The 21,877-nt window shown below is 39.7% G+C and carries 16 protein-coding genes; 5 read left to right on the forward strand and 11 right to left on the reverse strand.

Features of this window, described 5'->3' with window-relative positions:
- Positions 1 to 563: 563 nt before the first annotated feature.
- Entirely contained in the window at positions 564 to 2,405 is a 1,842-nt protein-coding gene (locus KS419_RS21560; protein ID WP_217068820.1) for an LTA synthase family protein, read from the reverse strand.
- Positions 2,406 to 2,691: 286 nt separating this feature from the next.
- On the opposite strand from KS419_RS21560, the gene KS419_RS21565 reads away from it, so the two are divergent.
- Positions 2,692 to 3,924 carry an aminopeptidase gene (locus KS419_RS21565; protein WP_217068822.1) on the forward strand — a complete coding sequence of 411 codons (1,233 nt, stop codon included), beginning with the start codon at positions 2,692 to 2,694 and terminating at the stop codon, positions 3,922 to 3,924.
- 431 nt (positions 3,925 to 4,355) lie between these two features.
- Here KS419_RS21565 and KS419_RS21570 read toward each other — a convergent pair whose 3' ends face one another.
- Positions 4,356 to 5,285, reverse strand: coding sequence for a phosphotransferase enzyme family protein (locus KS419_RS21570; RefSeq protein ID WP_217068824.1), 930 nt, complete (start codon positions 5,283 to 5,285; stop codon positions 4,356 to 4,358).
- Positions 5,286 to 5,625: 340 nt separating this feature from the next.
- On the opposite strand from KS419_RS21570, the gene KS419_RS21575 reads away from it, so the two are divergent.
- From KS419_RS21575 to KS419_RS21585, 3 genes are all read left to right on the forward strand, one after another.
- Positions 5,626 to 6,945, forward strand: a complete 1,320-nt coding sequence (locus KS419_RS21575; protein WP_217068895.1) for an alanine/glycine:cation symporter family protein — start codon at positions 5,626 to 5,628, stop codon at positions 6,943 to 6,945.
- Positions 6,946 to 7,114: 169 nt separating this feature from the next.
- Positions 7,115 to 7,573 carry an HTH domain-containing protein gene (locus tag KS419_RS21580; RefSeq protein ID WP_217068825.1) on the forward strand — a complete coding sequence of 153 codons (459 nt, stop codon included), beginning with the start codon at positions 7,115 to 7,117 and terminating at the stop codon, positions 7,571 to 7,573.
- Entirely contained in the window at positions 7,516 to 8,454 is a 939-nt protein-coding gene (locus tag KS419_RS21585) for an IS3 family transposase (RefSeq protein WP_217068826.1), read from the forward strand. Before KS419_RS21580 ends, KS419_RS21585 begins: the two co-directional genes overlap by 58 nt.
- Here the strand turns inward: KS419_RS21585 and KS419_RS21590 are convergent.
- Complete coding sequence (locus tag KS419_RS21590) at positions 8,444 to 8,833, reverse strand: hypothetical protein (protein WP_217068828.1); 390 nt, start codon at positions 8,831 to 8,833, stop codon at positions 8,444 to 8,446. The genes KS419_RS21585 and KS419_RS21590 overlap by 11 nt on opposite strands.
- Positions 8,834 to 9,377: 544 nt before the next feature.
- On the opposite strand from KS419_RS21590, the gene KS419_RS21595 reads away from it, so the two are divergent.
- Positions 9,378 to 10,733 (forward strand): YjiH family protein, encoded by a 1,356-nt coding sequence (locus KS419_RS21595; protein WP_246594419.1) that lies wholly within the window; start codon positions 9,378 to 9,380, stop codon positions 10,731 to 10,733.
- 472 nt (positions 10,734 to 11,205) lie between these two features.
- Here KS419_RS21595 and KS419_RS21600 read toward each other — a convergent pair whose 3' ends face one another.
- From KS419_RS21600 to KS419_RS21635, 8 genes are all read right to left on the reverse strand, one after another.
- Positions 11,206 to 11,490: a hypothetical protein gene (locus tag KS419_RS21600; RefSeq protein WP_217068830.1), complete on the reverse strand. Its 285-nt coding sequence runs from the start codon at positions 11,488 to 11,490 to the stop codon at positions 11,206 to 11,208.
- 172 nt (positions 11,491 to 11,662) lie between these two features.
- Positions 11,663 to 13,510: a terpene cyclase/mutase family protein gene (locus tag KS419_RS21605; RefSeq protein WP_217068831.1), complete on the reverse strand. Its 1,848-nt coding sequence runs from the start codon at positions 13,508 to 13,510 to the stop codon at positions 11,663 to 11,665.
- A gap of 234 nt (positions 13,511 to 13,744) precedes the next feature.
- On the reverse strand, positions 13,745 to 14,029 hold the full coding sequence (locus tag KS419_RS21610) for a hypothetical protein (protein WP_217068832.1): 285 nt from the start codon (positions 14,027 to 14,029) through the stop codon (positions 13,745 to 13,747).
- A gap of 127 nt (positions 14,030 to 14,156) precedes the next feature.
- A complete protein-coding gene (fabG, locus tag KS419_RS21615) occupies positions 14,157 to 14,897 on the reverse strand; it encodes a 3-oxoacyl-ACP reductase FabG (RefSeq protein ID WP_217068834.1) in 741 nt (246 codons plus the stop codon).
- A 65-nt stretch (positions 14,898 to 14,962) separates the two neighbouring features.
- Positions 14,963 to 15,865, reverse strand: coding sequence for an intracellular short-chain-length polyhydroxyalkanoate depolymerase (gene phaZ / locus KS419_RS21620; protein WP_217068835.1), 903 nt, complete (start codon positions 15,863 to 15,865; stop codon positions 14,963 to 14,965).
- The gene (locus tag KS419_RS21625) at positions 15,846 to 19,160 is read right to left on the reverse strand and encodes a winged helix-turn-helix domain-containing protein (RefSeq protein ID WP_217068837.1); all 3,315 of its coding nucleotides are present in this window, start codon (positions 19,158 to 19,160) and stop codon (positions 15,846 to 15,848) included. The genes phaZ and KS419_RS21625 overlap by 20 nt, the downstream gene beginning before the upstream one ends.
- Positions 19,161 to 19,212: 52 nt before the next feature.
- Positions 19,213 to 20,790 (reverse strand): AMP-binding protein, encoded by a 1,578-nt coding sequence (locus KS419_RS21630; protein ID WP_217068839.1) that lies wholly within the window; start codon positions 20,788 to 20,790, stop codon positions 19,213 to 19,215.
- Positions 20,787 to 21,875 carry a 3-oxoacyl-ACP synthase gene (locus tag KS419_RS21635; protein ID WP_217068841.1) on the reverse strand — a complete coding sequence of 363 codons (1,089 nt, stop codon included), beginning with the start codon at positions 21,873 to 21,875 and terminating at the stop codon, positions 20,787 to 20,789. Before KS419_RS21635 ends, KS419_RS21630 begins: the two co-directional genes overlap by 4 nt.
- Positions 21,876 to 21,877 lie beyond the last annotated feature (2 nt).

Raw genomic sequence — 21,877 nt, forward strand, 5'->3', positions numbered from 1 at the left:
TCTCCCCTGAACTCGCTTTTCCCGCAGGAGTGTCGTAAATTTCGCTAAAAATCATCCTATTAAAAAATCAACATTAGCCTTTAACATAGCCTTTTGGAAAAAAAATAAGAAAAGCGCAAGCGCCTATGAACACGAGCGTAGGGCAGTGCCTTTCCCCTAAAAACACCACTCATGTACTACCTCTGATTAAACGCTAATCGATTTGACTAGAGACATAAATAAAACTTATATTGATCTTACAATAAATGGGTTTTAAATGTTTGATAAATATAGCATAGTTATTTAAAATAATAAATACATTCTCCTGCATCTATCAAAACATCGCATTTTTCGATATGGAGTTCGACAATAAGCCTACGAATCTTTTGTACAAGTTGGTTTTTTCACTATAAAAAGAGTTGCTGATTCCGTTTCAGCAACTCCAGAAAAATTATATCCCTAGAACTTTTCACACTGGTAATAAGTCTGATTCCAACCATTTGGTCTTTACCTTACTAGTTAAAACGAAAGGTTTTAAGATTTAAACACAAAGTAAATACAATTCATTACTCATTCAGAGAATCTCAATCTTTAAAACGAAATAGATCACTATAGATAATTTTATCGGAGTAGTACAATTCCCATTCCCCACGATCTATTGCAGGTACACAATATTCCATGGAGATTTTTTCCCCGGTATCCGCCTCTAAACAGTCTCCATTGTAATAAATAACATCATCTGTAACAACAGTTCCATTACGGAGTACAGCGAAATCATCCTTCTCTTCTGAAAATAAATCACTTCCAAACATTATTTTATCTCCTTCTGGGATTCCCAGTAGATTTAATAATGTTGGCATAACATCCACTTGCCCAGATACCGTATCTAGTGTCTCCCCTTCTATACCCGGGATATGAACAATAAGAGGGACACGGTTTAACTTTACTTCTTCCACTGGAGTAATTTCCTTATCCAGAAATTTCTCTAAGGAAGGATAATGGCTATTAGCAATTCCGTAATGGTCTCCATACATGACGATCATGGTGTTTTCATAAAGGCCTTGCTCTTTTAAGTTCTCCACCAACACTTTCATAGCCTCGTCAGTATATCTCACCGTTTGAAAATATTGATTAACTATTTCACTTTCTGAATCAAATGGTTCGATGAAGTAATTCTCCTCATTTAATTCATATGGAAAATGATTGGTAAGAGTTAGGAAAGTACCATAAAAGGGTTCTGGAAGATCCAACACATAATTCATCGATTGTTCAATCCACTCAATATCTTTCATTCCCCAACCAACACTATTTTCTTCCGTAATTTCATAGTCTTCTAATTCAAAGTAACGATCATAACCTAGATTTTCATACATGACATCCCGATTATAAAATGTACCATCATTGGCATGGAAGGATGCATTATAATATCCGTACTCTTTCAAAGTCTCTGGTAAAGCTTCAAACTGATTACTAGAATGGGTATGAAATACCGCACCCCTTCCCAATGGATAGAGGGAATTGTTTATGAGAAACTCCGCATCGGAAGTCTTGCCCTGCCCTGTTTGGTAATAAAAGTTCTCAAAATAAAAGCTATCATCTATTAACTCATTTAAAAATGGAGTAATCTCTTCTCCATTCAACGTTTCTCCAATGACGAAGCTTTCAACAGATTCCAATGATACGACGACAACATTCATATCCTTTGCTATTCCAATTAAATCTTTATTCGGCTCCGCTCGAAACTGCTCTAAATGTTTTATGATTGTACTCCAATCATCGTGATCTGCAAACACTCTTTGAGCATTCGTCTGTGTGTGTACAAAAGCATCATAAACGTAAAAATTATATAATCCCATAGATTGAACTAGATGGTCTCGATTAAAAGAGTGAGTTCTTGATTCTGGATGATTGAATTGAGGTAGGGCTCCTAAGGTTAAGACAATGACTCCTATAACAGCAAATTTTTTCCTCGTTTTCCGGAGTGATGATTGCGTTATCGTTAAACTGGAAGGAGTTTTTATCATAAGATAACCAATAACTAAAACGGCCATGAAGTAGAAAATATCGTACCACTGAATTAACGCAAAAATACTAGTGCTTAAATCTCCCATATTGGCACTCATGACAAGCATTGGAAGAGTAATAATGTCACTGAATTCTCGAAAATAAACAGAGTTGGCATAAAGCACCACTGTTAACAATAGACTGATAACAAAATAATACTTCGGTTGTATCTTTGTGTTAAGCAAAATACCTACGCTAAACAAAACAATCAAAAATGCCAGCGGATTCAAGGCAAATATAACAACGTCAATATATTTATTCATCTGAATGTTGAATGTTAGTAAAGAGACAGTAAAGGTCTTCCCCCATAAGAGAAGAAGACAGAATAACATAAATTTATGACTTAGAATAAAGTCTTTCATCACTAGCCTTCCTTTCAAGATTTATTAATCCATAGTTCCTGTAGTTTAATAGACGTATGAGCGGAAATAAAAGTTTCAAAGGGTACAAGTATTATAGTCTTAAAACCCTCATGCAACCACTAATCCGCATTAAGCAGAATATTCGGTTATTCTATACTTTATGCTTACCGTATGAAAAGGAATGGTTGCCTGTTCCTTCGGGGCTCGAAGTTTCAAATTCAATTAGAAACTGTTACAATAATACCGATACAAATGGAATACATACCGACAGAAAAGGGAGATGAATATGGGACAATTTCAAGAAAAGCTGGAAAAGTATGCAGAACTAGCTGTCAAAATTGGTGTAAACGTACAGGAAGGGCAAACACTAGTCATTAACGCACCAATATCTTCTGTAGATTTTGTACGATTAATTGCAACGAAGGCATATGATGTTGGGGCAAAAAATGTTCATGTGGAGTGGAATGACGATGATCTAACTCGTTTGAAATATGACCGTGCTCCACTAGATGCCTTTAAGGAATTTCCTGTTTGGAAAGCAAGAGGTTTTGAAGAACTGGCCGAAAACGGAGCGGCGTTTATGTCCATTAAGTCCACTGATCCTGAATTATTAAAGGGAGTAGATGGTGATAAAATTGCTACCGCAAATAAAGCAGCAGGTAAGGCCATGGATAAATATCGCGAATACATACAAACGGATAAAGTAAGCTGGCTTGTCATTTCTGCCCCTTCTAAATCATGGGCAGCGAAAGTTTTCCCAAATGCCGCTGAGGACGAGCAAGAAGAAAAACTCTGGGAAGCGATGTTTGAAGCTGTACGTGTCAATAAACCAGATCCCGTTGCTGCATGGAAAGAGCATGATGAAAATTTACAAAATAAATCGAAGTTTTTAAATGAAAAGAAATACAAAAAACTTCATTATCGTGCACCTGGCACCGATTTGACCATTGAATTACCTGATGGGCATATTTGGGTTGGAGGTGGAGGTCCAAACCAGGACGGTGTTCATTTTGTGGCAAATATGCCAACGGAAGAAGTATTCACTGCCGCAAAAAAGGATGGCGTAAACGGAACAGTATCCAATACGAAACCTTTAAACTATGGAGGAAATACGATCGACGGGTTCACATTAACGTTTAAAAATGGTAAAGTAGTTGACTTTAAAGCAGAAGTTGGGGAAGAAACGTTAAAACATCTCCTCGACACAGATGAAGGTGCACGTTATATTGGTGAAGTTGCCTTAGTACCTCATAGCTCACCTATTTCTCAATCTGGAATTCTTTTCTACAACACACTTTATGATGAGAATGCCTCAAACCACCTTGCATTAGGTAGTGCTTACCCGACTAACCTCAAAGGGGGGGCAACGATGTCGAAGGAAGAACTGGAATCAAACGGAATTAATACAAGTATTACACATGTTGATTTTATGATGGGTTCTGGAGAAATGGACATTGACGGTATTAAAGAGGATGGCTCTGTAGAGGCTGTCTTCCGAAAAGGGGAATGGGCCATTTAGTTTTACTGATATATTCTCCATATATATTTATAAAGGAGATAATCTTAAAGGGAATGTAACCTAGTGATTACTTAGAAAATAGTTGAGGCTGTCCCACTTGATTGATTAATGGGGCGGTCTTTTTTTAGGACTAGTGATGATTTTTGAAATTAAAGTTGATTAAAGCAAAAGGTACTTTCTGTCTCTTCCTCTACTAACGTATGCTTCGAAGTATATCTGTCGAGACAATTCGTTGCCGTCTTGGAGAAGTAACCTCTTGCCTGTGGGAAAAGCAAACCAGGAGACACCGAAGGGTGCACTTTCAGTTAGGTGCAGCGACGTTGCCCGGAGCACTCTTTATTTGCGACGAGTAATCGCAGGAGCACTCTTTATTTGCGACGAGTAATCGCAGGACAGCTAGAGGAAAGTTCTCGTTTAAGTACTTCTATTATTTATCTCACACTCATTAAAATCGTGTTTTCTATATTTTTTCTATTTTTATAAATCCATAGGAACATTTCCTTATTAATTTCATAAATTTCTTTATTATTGACAAAATAGGACATAAAAATAGTTTGGATACACAGCATTACATACCATATAGATTTAATTTCACTAAATGATAAAGGGTTATATAGATTATATCCAATTACTAAATCACCAACGAATTTTATCCAATTTCCCCTCAAACTCTCCTTTGAGAAAACTTCACTTAACACACTGGTTGAACAATAACAAAGATCAAATAGATTAACATTTATCTCAGCAATATCGAAATCGATTACACCACTTAATGAGCCATCTTTAAAAACTATATTATGAATGTGGCTATCCCTATGTATTAGCTGTTTTTGCAAAGATTCAACTACTTTTTTAATGTCATCTTCTAGCTGTTGATATACCTTTAAGAGCTTTTTAGAACAATCGACTTTTACAATTTCGTTTATTGCATAGCCGTAAACCATATGGTATAAGTCTTTCTGTTGAAACTCATTAGCAAGGTTTATAGAGACCATTGCTTTATTTAAAGTAGCAATAGTTTCACCCAGAAGTTTAGGTATCATAGAGTTTTGCAGAGTTTCCGTAGCACTAAAGGTTTCACCATTAATATAATTGTATATACAGTAGTTGGCGTTTTGATAATTAACAATTAAATCACCAAACTTATTGTACAATGGAAATTGAGTTGGAAATTTATTGTTTTCAAGATGTTTTAGCAATTTTAATTCGCTTTCAAACTGTTCCAGGCTTCCCTTCTTCTTCAAAATAAATTTTTGATCAAAAGAAGAAATAATTAGAATTGCCCGTTCCGAAAGTGCTTTAAAATCCTTAACATTAATTTCCCAATTCAAAGAAATATTTCTAATATCTAAAAGCTCCATTATTGTTCCTCCAACTCTACTATAGATCATGTTATATATTCTGTTTTATCTACCTAACATCCTCCAAATTATAACAATAAAACAATGATGTAACACCTTAAATCACATGTGACCTTAGGTGTGAAACCTTGCTTGTCAATGGCTTGTTTACACCTCATAAATAAACCCGATAAATCTATTAACTAGTTGTATTATTTTTTTACTTTTAGAAAAAATTTGTTTCTTATTTTTCAGAAAATTAATATAATATGATCATCAACTATAAAAGGGGGTAATCATATTGTTAGAAAGTATTCAAAATGTCGTAGATTTAATCAATGATATTGTTTGGGGTCCGCCAATGCTTATTCTGATTGTGGGTACTGGGGTTTTCTTAACGCTTCGTCTTGCATTTCTACAATTCCGTACTTTACCTTACGCGTTAAAACTTGCCTTTAGCCCATCAAAACAGGACAAGAAATCTCTTGGGGATATCTCCCATTATCAGGCTTTGACAACTGCACTTGCTGCCACCATAGGAACGGGTAACATTGCCGGGGTTGCAACGGCCGTCGTGCTTGGGGGACCAGGGGCAGTGTTCTGGATGTGGATTTCTGCTTTATTTGGAATGGCAACGAAATATGCTGAGGCCATTCTTGCTGTAAAATATCGTGTACAAGGGAAAAACGGAGAGTTTTCCGGTGGTCCAATGTATTACATCGAAAAGGGATTAGGTTTAAAATGGCTAGCTGTTTTATTTGCTATCTTTGGTGCTATTGCAGCATTTGGTATCGGAAACCTTGTACAATCCTTTAATGTTGCCGACACATTAAGTGGCACATTCAGCATTCCAACTTTCGTCACAGGAATTATATTAACAATATTATCTGGTCTAGTTATTTTAGGCGGTATCAAAAGTATCGGAAAAGTTACAGCTTACATTGTTCCGTTCATGGCTCTTTTTTATGTACTTGCAGGACTCACACTAATTGTATTAAACTTTGACCTCGTTCCAACAGCTGTGGGATTAATTTTCTCAGAAGCCTTTACTGGAAATGCCATTATTGGTGGAGGAATTGGTGCTGCTATCCGGTGGGGAGTTGCCCGAGGAGTATTCTCGAATGAAGCTGGTCTCGGTTCTGCTCCAATCGCTGCTGCAGCGGCAAAAACCGACTATCCTGGACGTCAAGCTCTCGTTTCCATGACGCAAGTATTTATTGATACGATCATTGTATGTTCCATCACTGGTATTGCGATTGTTATGGGTAACCTGTACTTAGGAGACTTAAGGGGAGCAAACTTAACATCTGCATCCTTTGAATTATTCTTAGGAAGTACCGGAGGATACATCGTTGCAATCGGTCTTGTGTTCTTTGCCTTCTCCACGATCCTTGGCTGGTCATATTATGGGGAAAAATGTTTTGGTTATCTCTTTAAAGAATCGAGCATTAAATTCTATCGGATTGCCTTTGTTTTAGCTGTCTTTGTTGGGGCCATTGCCTCCCTCGACCTTGTTTGGGGTATTGCCGATATCATGAACGCCCTCATGGCTGTACCGAACTTAATTGGACTCCTTGGGCTCTCTGGTATTGTTGTGGCAGAGACTAATCGTTTCTTGAAGGTTGCAAAGGAAGAAAAAGAACAGGCAAAACTAGAGGAAAATAGTGCAAAAGCAGAATAACACGCTTTTAATAGCATAGTGAATAAAAAGAAGTGGGCTGCCCTTTAAAATGGACCCTATAAAATAGACAGTTTTAAAAAAGAGGCTTGTCCTTATTTTTTTACTGATTCTGTTTTGCAGGGTCTTTTTTTTGTTATATTTTAATTATTGGGACTGGGGAGGTTGTAAAATGGGGAAAAATAAATTTTCAGAAGAACAACAAAAACAACTACGGTCTAATCCTTTCATCGAGAAAGTAAGTGAAACAACTATTTCTTACACAGAAGAATTTAAAGAACGTTTTTATCAGGAATACCATTCTGGAAAAGGACCCTCGGCTATTCTACGTGATATGGGAATTGATCCTACTCTTTTAGGGAAAAGGAGAAAGGACAGTTTGGTTCTAAGAGTGAAAGAGTATGCAGTACGAATAGATGGTTATAAAGATCTGCGTGGTAAAAATCCTGGTCGTCCTTCCACAAAGGAATTATCAGATGCCGACCGAATAAAACGGTTGGAACATCAACTAAGGTACCTAAAGCAAGAGAATGAATTTCTAAAAAAAACAGAATTTCTAGACAGACAGGCAGAGTGGAAGGAAAAGCAGAAGCAAAGCCAGAAGAAAAATTCAGGCACATCGAAGAAATGACATTGCGAGATAATAATGAGCTTCATATCAATTGGCTTTGTGAAATGGCAGGAGTTTCTAGAGGTGGCTATTACAACTGGCTGAAGTCCGCTGAGAAACGCAGAAGTAAAGATGAGCAGGATAAAAAGAATTTTGAATTAATATTGGAAGCATATCGTTTTCGCGGATATGACAAAGGCAGACGCGGCATATATATGCGCCTTCTGCATATGGGCATAAGGATGAACCAAAAGAAAATCAGTCGCCTAATGAAAAAGTTCAATTTGTTTTGCCCCATCAGAAAGGCAAACCCATACAGAAGAATGGCTAAAGCACTGAAGACAGATGCAGTATCAGAAAATATAGTAAATCGGGAATTTGAAAACCATGGTGCTGGGAAAATACTCCTTACAGATATAACATATCTATATTACAATAATGGCTGTAAGGCTTATCTTTCTGTCATAAAGGACGCTTGTACGAAACAGGTGCTGGCATACGTTCCAAGTAAATCACTTGAAGTCGACTTTGTATTAGAAACTATTAAAATCCTACTAGAAACGCACGGGAATAGCTTAGAGACTGATGCTATCATCCATTCTGATCAAGGATGTCACTATACAAGCATCTCTTTCCGGGAACTTTTAAAAGATAAGGAACTTAGGCAATCCATGTCCCGACGTGGTAACTGCTGGGACAACGCACCACAGGAATCATTTTTCGGACATATGAAGGATGAAATCAATTTGAAAGACTGCAGTTGTTTTGAGGAACTTTGCCAGGAAGTTGATAACTACATGGATTATTATAATAATGACCGGTATCAATGGAAACTAGCAAAGCTCTCCCCTAATCAATATGCAAAATATTTAAAAACAAGTGAATACCCACTTAAAATATAATAGAATCATCACCAATAACGTCAGGGACGGATTTATTATTTAGGCTACCACGGATTTCGAATAATTCATTCATCAAACGCTGCTCATAGCGATGCCACAGCACTGGCAACCACTCTTCTTTGATTAGTGACTGAGGAGAACATTCGGGATCCATAATATCTTGAAAATATACAGCATATGATAAATCATCGAAATCATACTTTAGAATCCATTTTAGTACATAGAAAAGTTGTGCGATGTCCGTAACAAAGGTAACTGGTTCCATTATCTGTTCATAAAACCACTGCCATTGTGAATCATTCAATTGTTTACAGTACCTCCGAAGGTAACACGGAACATCTTCTCCCAGCATAAATACTTGAAAGCTTTCAATTGACATTATAAAATTTCTAATCATATTTACATTTAAGACACGGATAAAATTAAGAACCAGTAACTTTCTGAGGCAGAAGAGTTACTGGTTCTTATGTCGTATCTCTTCCTTAACGGAAGAATACAATACTAATTATCAAAATTTAAGGCCTTTTTTTTAAAGTGTCCTTGACATAGGGACCACTTTACTTAATGGTAGCCCCTTTTTATATGCTCCGTTTTCTAACTTGTGGAAGGTGTTGAAGTGCAATCATTTTGCTACTGCTTTTGAAAAATTATCAAGTCAACCTACGTAAATCTGACCTAAAACGTCCCCTCATAATCTCAAGCAATATTCACCCTTCGAAAAAACTTCCTGTAATCGGCAATAATATTATATTAAACAAATTTTCGGAATATATTAAATTTATAAATATACATTGAAGTTGTCTATTGAGTAGTAATATTAGATATTTTTTGCATAAAAATAAATATTTTTGTTGTATAATTCATGGTGTTGCATTAATATATATTTTATTGAATAATTATTTATTTTTTCGGAGGCGAGTTCGTTGAATATCACAAATCATAAAAACCTTACAATATGGAAGTTTTTAATTCCTTCACTCCTTGGAGTATTCTTGTTTTTAACACCACTACCAATGGAAGATGGATTTCGAATTCCTGTTGCCATTCTCTCTTATTGGTTGGGTGATCTTTTAGTTCATATTTTGCCTAAAGTGATGACGGTTCTTATTACCATTAGTTTCCTCGGAGTCTTTATTCAAAAAACAGTTAAACCTAAGATCCTAACGTCTAGCCCTTTTTTCATAAAGCTGTTTGATGTTAATGGATTCTGGTATGTTGTCAGGTTCATAGCTATGATTTTAGCAATAATGACATATTTCCAACTTGGAACTGAGGCAGTTTATTCCGAAGATACGGGCGGATTGCTTCTAGGGGAAGGGGGATTGCTTACCACATTATTTACAGTATTTGTATTTGCGGGGTTGTTTTTACCTTTACTCTTGAATTACGGCTTACTGGATTTCTTTGGTTCCCTTTTAACGAAAGTGATGCGCCCACTCTTCCGATTGCCGGGACGTTCCTCCATTGATTCCTTAACATCATGGCTTGGGGACGGCACTCTTGGGGTAGTGTTGACAAACAAACAATACGAAGAAGGCTACTATTCTAAACGGGAAGCTGCTATTATTGGTACGACTTTTTCTGTTGTATCTATTACCTTTTCCCTCGTCGTCATTCAAGAGGTGAATCTTGAGCATATGTTCCTCCCTTTCTATGGAACAGTTTTATTTTCAGGATTTGTGGCTGCTGTCATTATGCCAAGAATTCCCCCTTTATCCAGAAAACCATTAACCTATGTTAACGGACAGGAAGGCAATATTGACGAAACCATTCCAGCTGGTTTCACGGCTTTTAAGTGGGGTCTTCAAAGGGCAAAGGAACAAGCTGATAGAAACTCCAGCATTAAAGAATTCTTTCGATACGGTTCTAAAAATGTATTAGACCTTCTGCTCGGCGTTACACCTGTTGTCATGGCTTTCGGAACGATTGCTCTTATCATTGCTGAAAATACGAGTTTCTTTACATGGTTAGGTTATCCGTTTGTACCGGTTCTAGAATTGATGCAAGTGCCAGAAGCGGAGGCGGCAGCCGAAACGTTAGTCATTGGATTTGCTGATATGTTCCTTCCTGCCATTTTTGCAAGTGGAATTGAAAGTGAAATGACAAGATTTATTATTGCCTGTGTGTCTGTTACGCAGTTGATTTATCTGTCTGAAGTGGGCGGAGTATTACTAGGATCAAAAATACCAATTAATTTTAAGGATCTTGTCATTATTTTCTTAGAACGTACAATTATCACCTTACCTATTATCGTAATGATTGCCCATCTTATTTTTTAATAAGAAAAGCAAAAGCGCCTAAGGTCACGAGCGTAGGGCAGTGGAGGAATGACAACAGAAGTCCGCTCTTTGACTTCGGTTGTCACTTCCGAAGTGCCCCGCAGCGATTAAGAAGCAACTGAAAAAGTTTAAAACCACTTTTTCAGTTCCTTTTATTTGTATGGCAATGGCTACGCTCGTCGCTCGCATGATAGGAGAAAACCACTCCTATCAAGCTTTTTAAAGATTGCGACGGCTACGTTCATTGCTTAGGGACTGTAAAAGTGGAAAAGCACCACTTTTTCAGTTCCCATGCGAGTAGGCGATGGAGCTAGACAAATTGCCCGAAGGTGCAAAACTTATACATTCTTATCTTTCAAGAAAAGCGCAAGGGCCGTTCTTTCTTCCATACAAGAAGTTCACAAAAAAGTCGGGGACCAGGTCCCTGACTTTTTTGTGAACTTTATAAATTAATCCTCTTCTATCAACCTATTTACCTGCGCCACACCAAATCCCACATTGCTCTTCTATGCCCTGGATGTGCCGGGTCCACACCACATTTCATTAGCCAATTAGCCGCATAGTCCCTAGTTTCCGGCGTAACTCTCACCTCACAACATTCCGCCAACCGGTCAACTAATCCGTATGCTCCTGCAGGAGTTCTCAAATCACGAACACTACAACATCTTAGAACATGATAAACTCGTTGGGCACATGCAGGATTAGCAATTCTCGAACGAAACATACTCATTAAATGGGGGTCAACATGCCATCCCATACCATCCACCTCCTTGTTCCCTAGTTTATGTTACCATCCTCTATTAGTAACGGCGGATCTCCCGATAGTCTTTTATTTTAGGGAGAAAACTAGTTTCCAATGGGAAAATGCTGGATACTCACGTAATTAGTTGTGGCAGAACGAAAAATAGTACTCCAAGTAGCCACGTGTGTTAACTAACTTTATCCGTTCTCCATCTATATTTATTCAAGTAATGAGTTAAGGCAATTAACGGCCAGATATGGTTATAGCTGTGATAACGAAGATAGAAATTCCCGGGAAGTCCTGCCCCTGTGGGATAAAGCCAATTTCCCTTTTCATCTAATAGAAACCTTACACCACCGATTAATTCAACGGATGGTTTTTCCAGTACTGAAACCAATGTATCTACTGCCCATGCGGTTTGAGACGGAGTACTATCCTCAAGGGGAACGAAAGTATCTCTCACATCACTTTGGCATGATTCCCCCCATCCACCATCATGATTCTGTTTGGAAATAAGCCACCTTACAGCGTTCTGAATAACTGGATCATCCTTTGGTACTCCCACAGCCATTAAACCAGTAACCGCAGCCCAAGTCCCGTAGAGATAACAAACTCCCCATCTCCCATACCATGAACCGTCCTCCCGCTGTGCCCCCTTTAGAAACTTCACGGCAGCATCCACTTGAGGGTTTCCAACTTTTTTTGCCCCATAATTGCCTAAGAATTCTAATACTCTTCCCGTCAAATCAGGAGTGGATGGATCAATGGCAGTATCTTTCATATTTTCTATGGGAAGCTTTGTAATTAGTGATTTCCCCTTGTTTTTTTCAAAAGAACTCCATCCCCCATCAGCGTTTTGCATTTCCAATATCCACCGGACTCCTTTATGCCAACAATCATAAGCTTCTTTATTCTGCATCAGAAAAGGAGATAGGGAGCGTAGTGCTACTTGTGTGTCATCCACATCAGGATTATCGGAATTATTCTCAGAAAACCCCCATGAAATCGTCCCCTTCTCACAAAGAACTTTATGGTTTATGAGGAACTGACAACCCTTCCTCACTGGAAATTCCGTACCTTCCCCAACCGCTTGGATAGCAGATGTTACGAGAGCTGTATCCCAAATCGTGGATCGGGCATTTTGAATATGGAATTCACTATCCACGAAAGTACCTAACCCTTTGAGTCCTTGTATGGCTCCAGTAATGATGGCTGAGCTTCTACTGTATCCAAGGGCTAAGAGACAATATATCATATAGTACGTAGCTGTGGCATAACTCCCGAGCGTTCCATCTGTTTCAATCTGACTTACTACATAACGTTCAGCCCGTTTTAGCCACTTTCTGTTTAAATGCTTTGGGAAAAAGATGGTTTTGAGGCGTTGTAAGAACGTTGGTTTTCCTGTTCGCTGCCGCTCTAGTCTCTTTCGTTTATTTGCGTCATTAATAAGATGATCCAAGTTCGGTGTCCATTTGGTCCGTACTGAAAATCGTTTATTTGCTGTAATTAAAATGGGTGCAAAGTGTGTTTTCACATAACTCGTCATATCATCAAATCGGACTGGAGAAATTGTTGGCATGGATAGTAAAGATAAGGGAATGGGAAAAACGGTTGGCCATGGATATAGATCGTTTAATGCCAGCAAAAATTTAGTAGAGACATGGGCTTCCGGGAGCCCCCCGCGCTCACAGATAAACGTTTCCGTTTTTCTCCTTTCCGTTTCATCTAGTATAGGCTTTCCTGAAAACAAAAGGGCCGTATATGCTTCAATGGTAGCAGATAGATTCCCTTCCTTCTCATCGGGATATAATTTCCATGCCCCGTTTTGCTCCCTTGTTTTTAGAATTCTACTCGTCAATTGTTCTATTAAATGGTTATCTTCTATTCCTAATACCCTTAATACTATAATCATGTGCGCATCTGTTATGGGCCCATTTTCACACGGGAACCTCCAAGCCCCATCAGGACACTGTTTTCTTTTCAGATATTGAACTTTATTTTGTTGATATGCTTGTATCTCTGTTGCAAACCCCATCGTCCTCCTCCCTTTCTTTCCTTCACGTTCTTTAAGGGATCCTATATCATATATACCTATGAATGAAGGAATGGAAAGGACAGATACAACCGTCCAGAAAACAAGAATAAAGTTTTATAATAGTCAGGGACCATGTCCCGCACTCTTTTGTGCGGGACATGGTCCCTGACTATTCTGTGAACAATAATTATAAAAAGATTCCAGTATATTATTTGATGGTTTATTGAAATTTATCTAGAACCAAAAAATAAAAAAGCCTAACAAGATAGCAATGAACGTACCTAAAACAAACAACTTCTTGATGGATAGTTCCTCTTTTTTATCCTTGGCAGTCCTTTGAATATATCTCTTGCTTAATACCATTGCACCGATGGAAATCCCCATAAATACAAACGGTGTTATAAACAGTACATTTGGGTTGTCCACTAAAACTGCTATTAGGAGAATGAGGTTTATCCCAAGGTAAAAAAGGAAAAACAATGCGATGACATAAATGACTACTGCTAATTTAGGATTCATAAGAACCTCCTTTTAATCACTCCTCCTATTCTACCATAATATTTACACGAATTTACACGGGCCTGGTCCCGCACAATTTTGTGTATGTTCACAGAATTGTCGGGGACCAGGCCCGTGGCAATTTAGTTTATATTGTCAGTCCGCCATTTACTTCTAGTACTGTTCCGTTAATATAGGAAGCATCTTCTGAGGATAAAAATACATAAGCTTTGCCTATATCTTCTGGTTCGCCTAACCTGCGTAACGCCACTTTTTCTTTCAGCTGATCAATGATTTTTTCAGGCATGTTTGCGACCATTGCCGTATTAATAAACCCGGGAGCTACCGCATTTACCCGTATTCCTTTTGGTCCCAATTCCTTTGCCCATGTTTTTGTCATTCCGATCACCGCCGATTTTGTGGCAGCATAGTTGGTCTGACCAATATTTCCGTGTACTCCCACTACGGAAGATGTGTTAATTATAATCCCGTGCCCCTGTTCTAGCATCGCTGGAAGAACGGCCTTCCCACAATAAAATACTCCATTTAAGTTCACATTCATTACTTGATGCCACTGTTCTTCCGTCATTTTCCTAAACATGGCATCCCTCGTAATACCTGCATTGTTCACAAGTACATCTATTCTTCCAAAATGTCGTAAAACATTTTCTACCATTGCATTGACACTTTCTGAATTGCTCACATCCACTTGAACAAATAGATGCCCTTTTGTTCCTTCCGCCACGTGTAAGGAATCAACTGTCTTTTGTCCCACATCTTCAACATAATCCGCCACAACAACAGAATCTCCCTGTTCCGCAAAAAGTCGAGCGGCTGCCGACCCGATACCCCCAGCAGCACCTGTAATCACTACTACTTTATTAGCCACTTCACACTCACCCTCTCCACATTCACTTCTATCCTATAATAAGAAATTTTCACCTTCCAATCTTACTAACTGTGTTTTTCCACAAATAAAGTTACCACTTCTATTAATTGATCCAGGTCATCCACAAGGGGAGAATGTCCACAGCCTTTGAGTAAATGATAGGATGCCCTTCCCCCAAAGTCTTCTCGTATTTCACTCGTCATCGCTGGAAAAACAAGTTTGTCCTGTTCCCCTTCTAATATAAGGACCGGTGCTGTGATCGTTTCCACTTCTCCCGTACCTCCGTTCTGAAGACTAATATTGAATCTATCATTAATATAATAAATATCCACAAGGTTCCTCTGTTTACACATTTCATTCAGATAGACATCGTATCTTGTTTCTTCCGGTTCCTTATTCGTATAAACCACCTGCTTCCAGATTCCCTTCAGCATATCCCAATCCTTTTCCCGATAAGCTTTTTCAATGGGTATCGTTCTCCAACTATCTTGTTTTAACTCCTCCCTTGTTTCTATCCGTTTAATTGGCTGTCCTTTCTCATCCAACAAAAAAAATGGATATCCCCTTGTGGATAAAGAACAAAGGAGTGTCAGTGATTCAATTTTTTCCGGATACTTTACTGCGAGATTCATCCCCACTCCTCCACCTGTGGACCAGGCAACCACATGAGCAGATTGCAACTCTATTTTTTCATAAAACTCTGCGAAATCATCGGCCAAATCGTCAAATGAGTTGATGGGATTTATATACGATGATTCCCCAAACCCTCGAACATCAGGTGCAATAAGATGATACTTCTCATCCATCTCTTCAAAAACAAGATCCCAATGCTGTGAAGATGTCATGTTTCCGTGAATCAGTAGAATTGGTTTTGTATCTACCCTTTCCGATCCCTTCCCTGGACGTTCTCGATAGGCGATCGTTTCGCCGTTTGATAACTTTACTTTTTTAAGCTCCACTCCTATCACTTACATCACTCCTCTCCACTCCTAGTTGTTCAAATAATTGTTCTGTCTTTTCCATTGGCGGTACACCGAGTTCTTCCATTAAAACCTCTCGGCATTTATTATAATAATAAAAGACCATTTTCCGGTTTTGTTTACGGTGGTACGCCGTCATCAAGATACGATAAGCCTCTTCCCAACATCGGTCCTTTTCAAGAATTCTCTCCGCTGCTTCAATACACAAATCCCACATTTCATTTAACATATACAACTCTGAAAGCCGTTCTGCCCCTCGTAAATACAGAACTTGTAAGCGCTCTCTTTCTTCTGTACACCAATCCTCATGCATTCTTTCCGGTAAGTAATCCCCTTCATAAAGATCGAGGGATTGTTTTAACAAATGCACGGCTTCTCCATTGTCCTTCGTTTCCATTCCTTTTGTTATTCCATGCTCGAATTCTGCAGCATCCAAATCAAATGGAGACGCGAGATTCAGCCCATAAGCCCTCTCATGGCGTTGGATAAAAAATGGTGTGGATCTGGCTTTCCTATCTGGCTCTAGTACTTTATTCAATGTATTTAAAGCTACCTTGAAATCCCGTCCTGCCACCTCTTCATCCTGTCCTCCCCATAGAAGCTCAAAAATCTCTTCCTTTTGGAGTAAATGTTTCCTCTTCGTAATAAATAACTGCAGCAGTTCCTTTGCTTTTCCCCTTTTCCAATCTCGCTCCAAAATCTCTTCCTCTCCACGAAACACTTTGAATTCCCGAAATGTCTGGATTCGGAGAGTAAACCCCGGGTGGTTCGTCCGTCCCTCCTCCATGCCTAACTGGAGCATCAAGTGATGTAAAAACGGGTGATCCTTCTTCCGTTGATGATAAGCTTCTAACAACATGGGAGAAAGTTGTTGGACATCCACCGGGCCAAATAATGTTGGCTTCTTGAGTAAATCATGGTACCCTTCCTTTTCCATGAGCTGAAGAAAATGCCGGACATAAATATAAAATCTTTTTTCTTCTCCCATCCGATAAGTAATAAAAGACTGCCATAAAGTCGTTACCGTTAAACCATAACTATCACCGCACAACAGGAATTGATCATGACACCTTTCAAACTCTTGAAGCGCCTTTCCGTCATTATGGGAATAACAATAGGCAATGCCTTTACAAAGTCTAAGCCAGGAAGATAACCATCGATCGTCCACTTTATCCGTTTCCTTTAAACCAAGATCCGCAAACTTAATCGCAGCTTCTAATTCCCGTCTTTTCCCGTAAAGTAAACTTAACCCCATATAAGGCTCTGCTTTCCCTCTGGAGATGTTCATCTCTTCCATCATTTTCAGGGATGTCTGATAACAAGTGGATGCTAAGCGCTGTTCATACTTATCCTGAAGTTGAATAGCATGCCCCATTCGCATCCAACCACAAGCTTCCACAAAAGGAGCCTTCGCTTGTACTCCTTGCATAATCGCAGCAGATGCTGCATCCTTTGCTTCCGTCCCCCTTCCGATTAAGGAATAAACATAAGAAAGGAGTAAATCCGTTTCCCGGTGAGATTTAGGAGGTCCGAGGACCGTTTGACCAGGAACACTCTCCATCCCTTTTTGCCTCTTTCTCCGTTCCAGTCTCCGGACCATTTCCGATAATCTCCCAGTACGCAAATGGAGTCTCGCTTCCAGATCATCTTCGATTTCTTCCGGTTCCAAGGCCCGACTTTTTTCAAACCAGCGCTTTGCCTCCACGGCATCACCTAAATTAATTGTATTTTCTGACATGAGTACGTATAAATGACGTAACTGTTTTTGAAGCTCCTCTTTCAAAACAGCCCCATGGTTTTCTTTTTCCACCCGTTCTAATAGTTCAATGGCTTTTTTCAGCAAATCTTGAGCATGTCTAGGTTGTATCGTATCTAAATAAACACTTGCAGCTCCTTCCAATGCCTTGCTTTCACAAATGGGATCTCCCCTTTCCTCCCCAATTTCCCTTGCACGATCATAATGGGTAATCGCCGCTTCATACCTCGACCGGTATCGTTCGAAATCCCCTTGAACAACCCATAAGTACGGATACCTATCCTTCGCACGAACTGGAATTTTTCCTAAGCATATTTCTAAACGCTGAAATTTCCCCTGTCTGATCATTTCCTTTCCGTTCTCATGTAAGAAAACAGCCAGTTTTTCTATAGTCTCACATTGCTCTGCATGATAGAGAGCCTGATCGAGCATTCCGCGCTTCTCATAGTGACTGACTGCCCGTTCATGGAGGGATTCCAAAATATCCGGCTCCCATTTTTTTAACCGACTTTGTAAAAAATCACGAAATAAGGCATGGTAACGATACGCCTCTTTTTTCTCCGTCGTATGTAAAAATAAATGCTTTTTCATTAAATGGGTGATATGCTTTTCACAACTTGGCTCATGTAATACTTCCTGACAACCCCAAACCGTAAAAGACTGAAATATGGATGACTTTAACAGGAACTCATAGACATCCTTAGGTTGTTTATTTAAGACATCCAACGCTAAGTATTCAAATAATTCCTCCATGGAAGTGGCCTGATCCTGGAAGATTTCCTCTAATGTGCTGTCTTCCTGGAGCCTCTGCCACACCATCTGAATAGCCATTATCCATCCTTCCGTTTGGAGAAAAAGAAACCTTGCATCTTCTTCCGTGATAGCCATTTCATAGTGATCTTCAAAAAGAATTTGAATTTCCTCTTCTTTGAAGCAAAGATCCCGTTCATTCACTTCCACTAATTGACCTTTTACACGCCAAGTGGCAAGGAAGTCCCATTCCAATTTCGATCGACTGATTAATATGACGTGGAGCCGCTGTGGGAGGTGCATCAAGAACCATTTCATGAATTGACTGATTTCTTCATTTTCAGAAACAAGTTGAAAGTCATCAATAATTAACAGCCAATCCTTATCTAGGCCTACACAGGCATTAATGAAATGGGAACAGCATTCATAAATGGCACGGGTATCCCCGCGCTGAATATTCATAAATGCTTCCGTTAACCATTCTTCCTTTATATCAGGAACCATCGAACACATCGCTTCCTTTAGATATATTAAAAACGGGGCTAAATGGTCATCTTGTTCCGTTACGGTATACCAGACAAATGGATAGGACCCTGTACGCAAGAAAGCAGACAGGGCTGTGCTTTTCCCAAACCCCGGTCCTCCGTGCACAAGAGTTAAAGGGGCATCTTTCGCTTTCCTTAACCGTTTCATAACCGTTGGCCGAAACAGTACTTGATTATCAACCATTGGCGGTTCAAGCTTTGTCTTCAATACAAAATGCCCATTCCGTTCCAATTTGCAACCCCCTCTTTTTGTCCTCCTTTAATATTAACAAAATTCAGTCAGCTTAATGAACCTGTTTTTTTTGCATTATTTTGTCTACTATTGACTTTTTATCGATTTTTCCAACATGGGTTTTCGGAAGTACATCAAAAATATAAATTTCCTTTGGAATTTTATATCCAGCCAACTTTTCTCTGCAGAAGGCTTTTAACTGGCTTTTGAGTTCCCCTTCCCAGTTTGGGTCCCTCCTTATCCGTTTTTGAACAGCAACAACGGCCACTACCCGTTCTCCCCACTGTTCATCTGGAATCCCCACGACAGCAGTTTCTAACAAGTTAGGGTAAGCTGCAAGAACATTTTCCACCTCAAGTGGATAAACATTTTCCCCACCTGTAATGAGCATCTCTTTTTTCCTGCCCAGAATATAATAATCCCCATCCTCATCTTGATAAGCTAGATCACCTGTGAGAAGTCCACCACCTTGCACTGCTTTCTCCGTCTCGTCTGACCGTTGCCAGTAGTGATCAAAAAGATGATCCCCATAAATCACTAGTTCTCCAATTTCACCTGGGAGCACTTCATTTCCCGCTTCATTCCTAACGGTTATTTCGTTAAACAACATAGGTTTACCAACAGAACCCCGTTTTCGTTCTGCCACTTCCGGGCTGATAACGAAGTTGTTTGGCCCCGCTTCCGTCAGGCCATATCCCTCTTTGAACGGTAAGCTTTTTGCGGAAAAAGCATCGTAAATACTTACAGGGCATGGTGCTCCACCTGATAAAAAGACATTCATATGAGGGAATTCCCCCATTTGAAATTCCTCTGTTTCTATGAAACTCCGATACATGGTTGGAACCATTAATATGATTGTACATCTATAGGTTAGAATTCCTTTTGCAATGGTGTCTGGTTCAAATTGGCGGTACAAAACTACCGTTCCCCCAGCATGGAGGACTGGAATGGTAAGGGCGTTAATTCCCCCTGTATGGAACATAGGTAAAATGGTAATCGTAATATCATTTTCGGACAGGCCCCATGTGAGAACTGTATTAATTGAGTTTGTAAAAACAGATCGATATGTGAGCACAGCCCCTTTTGGTTGTCCGGTTGTCCCACCTGTATAAATCATCAACCATGGGGTGTCTAACGACGAACCGGGTCCAGACACAGTGAACCACCCTGAGGACGCGGTTCTTTCTTCCAGAGATGAAAAAAGTTGCTCTCTTTTTCCAGTAGCATAAGTTCCTTTCCATTTCTTTAAATCTATCGTTTCCACCGGTACACCTTCCAATTTTTCTGCCAACTTCTCAAAGGTCGGGTCGAAAAACAGGCGTGATGGTCTAGAATCGTCAACTAGTCCCTGGAGTTCTATCGGGGAAAGTCGCCAGTTTAAAGGAACGAAGATTGCTGCTAGCTCCCGACAAGCAAAAAGGAGTGCTAAATAGGCGGTGCCGTTCGGTGCAAGCAGTGCGACGCGGTCTCCTCTGGAAATTCCCTTTTGTTTCAGCATCACTGCGGTGGATCTTGTCAGGTGATATAATTCTTGATAATTCCATTGTTCCCCCGTCTCCCCTTCGATGACGGCGGCTTTGGTTGGGTGCAATTGTGCCCGTTTTTTCAGCCAATTCCATTCTATATTCAAGCTTCTCTCCCCCATCGAATTGTATTTGCAGCCCATGCATAGCCAATTCCTGCACTCACCATGGATAGGATCGATCCGTCGGCGAGTTTGTTTTGATGGATCGCTCGTTCCAGTGATATCCATTGATCAAACTGTCCCACATGACCGATATCACTTAAGTAGATGGCCTGATCTTCCCTAAGTCCTAACTCCTTCAAAACATAATCGTGTGCAGATCGTTTCATATGCAAAATGGCGAGGTAATCTAACTGTTCTTCCTTATAACCACTCCGTTCCAGAGATGTACGCACGACTTTTAGGAAGTTATCCATGGACACCTCTTCTAAGCGTTGTTTCATTCCCTCTGGATCCGTGACATCCAACGTCATTCGATCCGATGGATGGAGGCTGCCTCCGTTTTTAACAATAACGTCCCTTGAGAATCTCCCATCACTGATAATTTCCGTTTCTAATAATACATTTTCAGTATGATTCCGTTGCAGAATGCATGCCCCTCCCCCGCATGCCAGATTGTACATGAATCTAGTACGGGTATTGTGGAAGTCGATCAAGTCCCCATTCCGGTATCCTCCCGCCAATAGAACCGTTTTAATACGGGAATCCGTGAGCATGAGGGATTTTGCCACATTCATGGCCATCACACTAGTTCCACAGCGCATGGCAACATCGAATCCCCAGGCATTAACTGCCTGTAATTGCTGTTGAATTTCTGTTGCTGCTGTCCAGACGGGATATTCTTTATATTCCTCTCCAACATATAGAATAAGATCAATTTGGGAAGGTTCCAGTTCTGCTTTTTGGAGAGCTCTTTTTGCTGCCGCAACGCCCATGGCGACTGGATGATCTCCTTTGGAATCCCCTGGAACTGCCAATGTATGAATCCCTAATTTTTCCTTTACTACGAAGACGGGAAGGTCTGCTTTTTCGGCAATCTCTTCTGCCTGTAATCGATTTTCTGGTAAGTAGGTGGCCACTGCCCTTATTCCCACTGGCTGCTGAAACAGTGGTTTATCTTGCTCAGTTTTATCGGTCCGTTCCGCTTTGGATGATGTTGTTGTTGCAGGGTTTGGGTTTGCTTTTGGCATGC

It is taken from the genome of Evansella tamaricis, from assembly GCF_019042215.1.
GTDB classification, from domain to species: Bacteria; Bacillota; Bacilli; order Bacillales; family Salisediminibacteriaceae; genus Evansella; species Evansella tamaricis.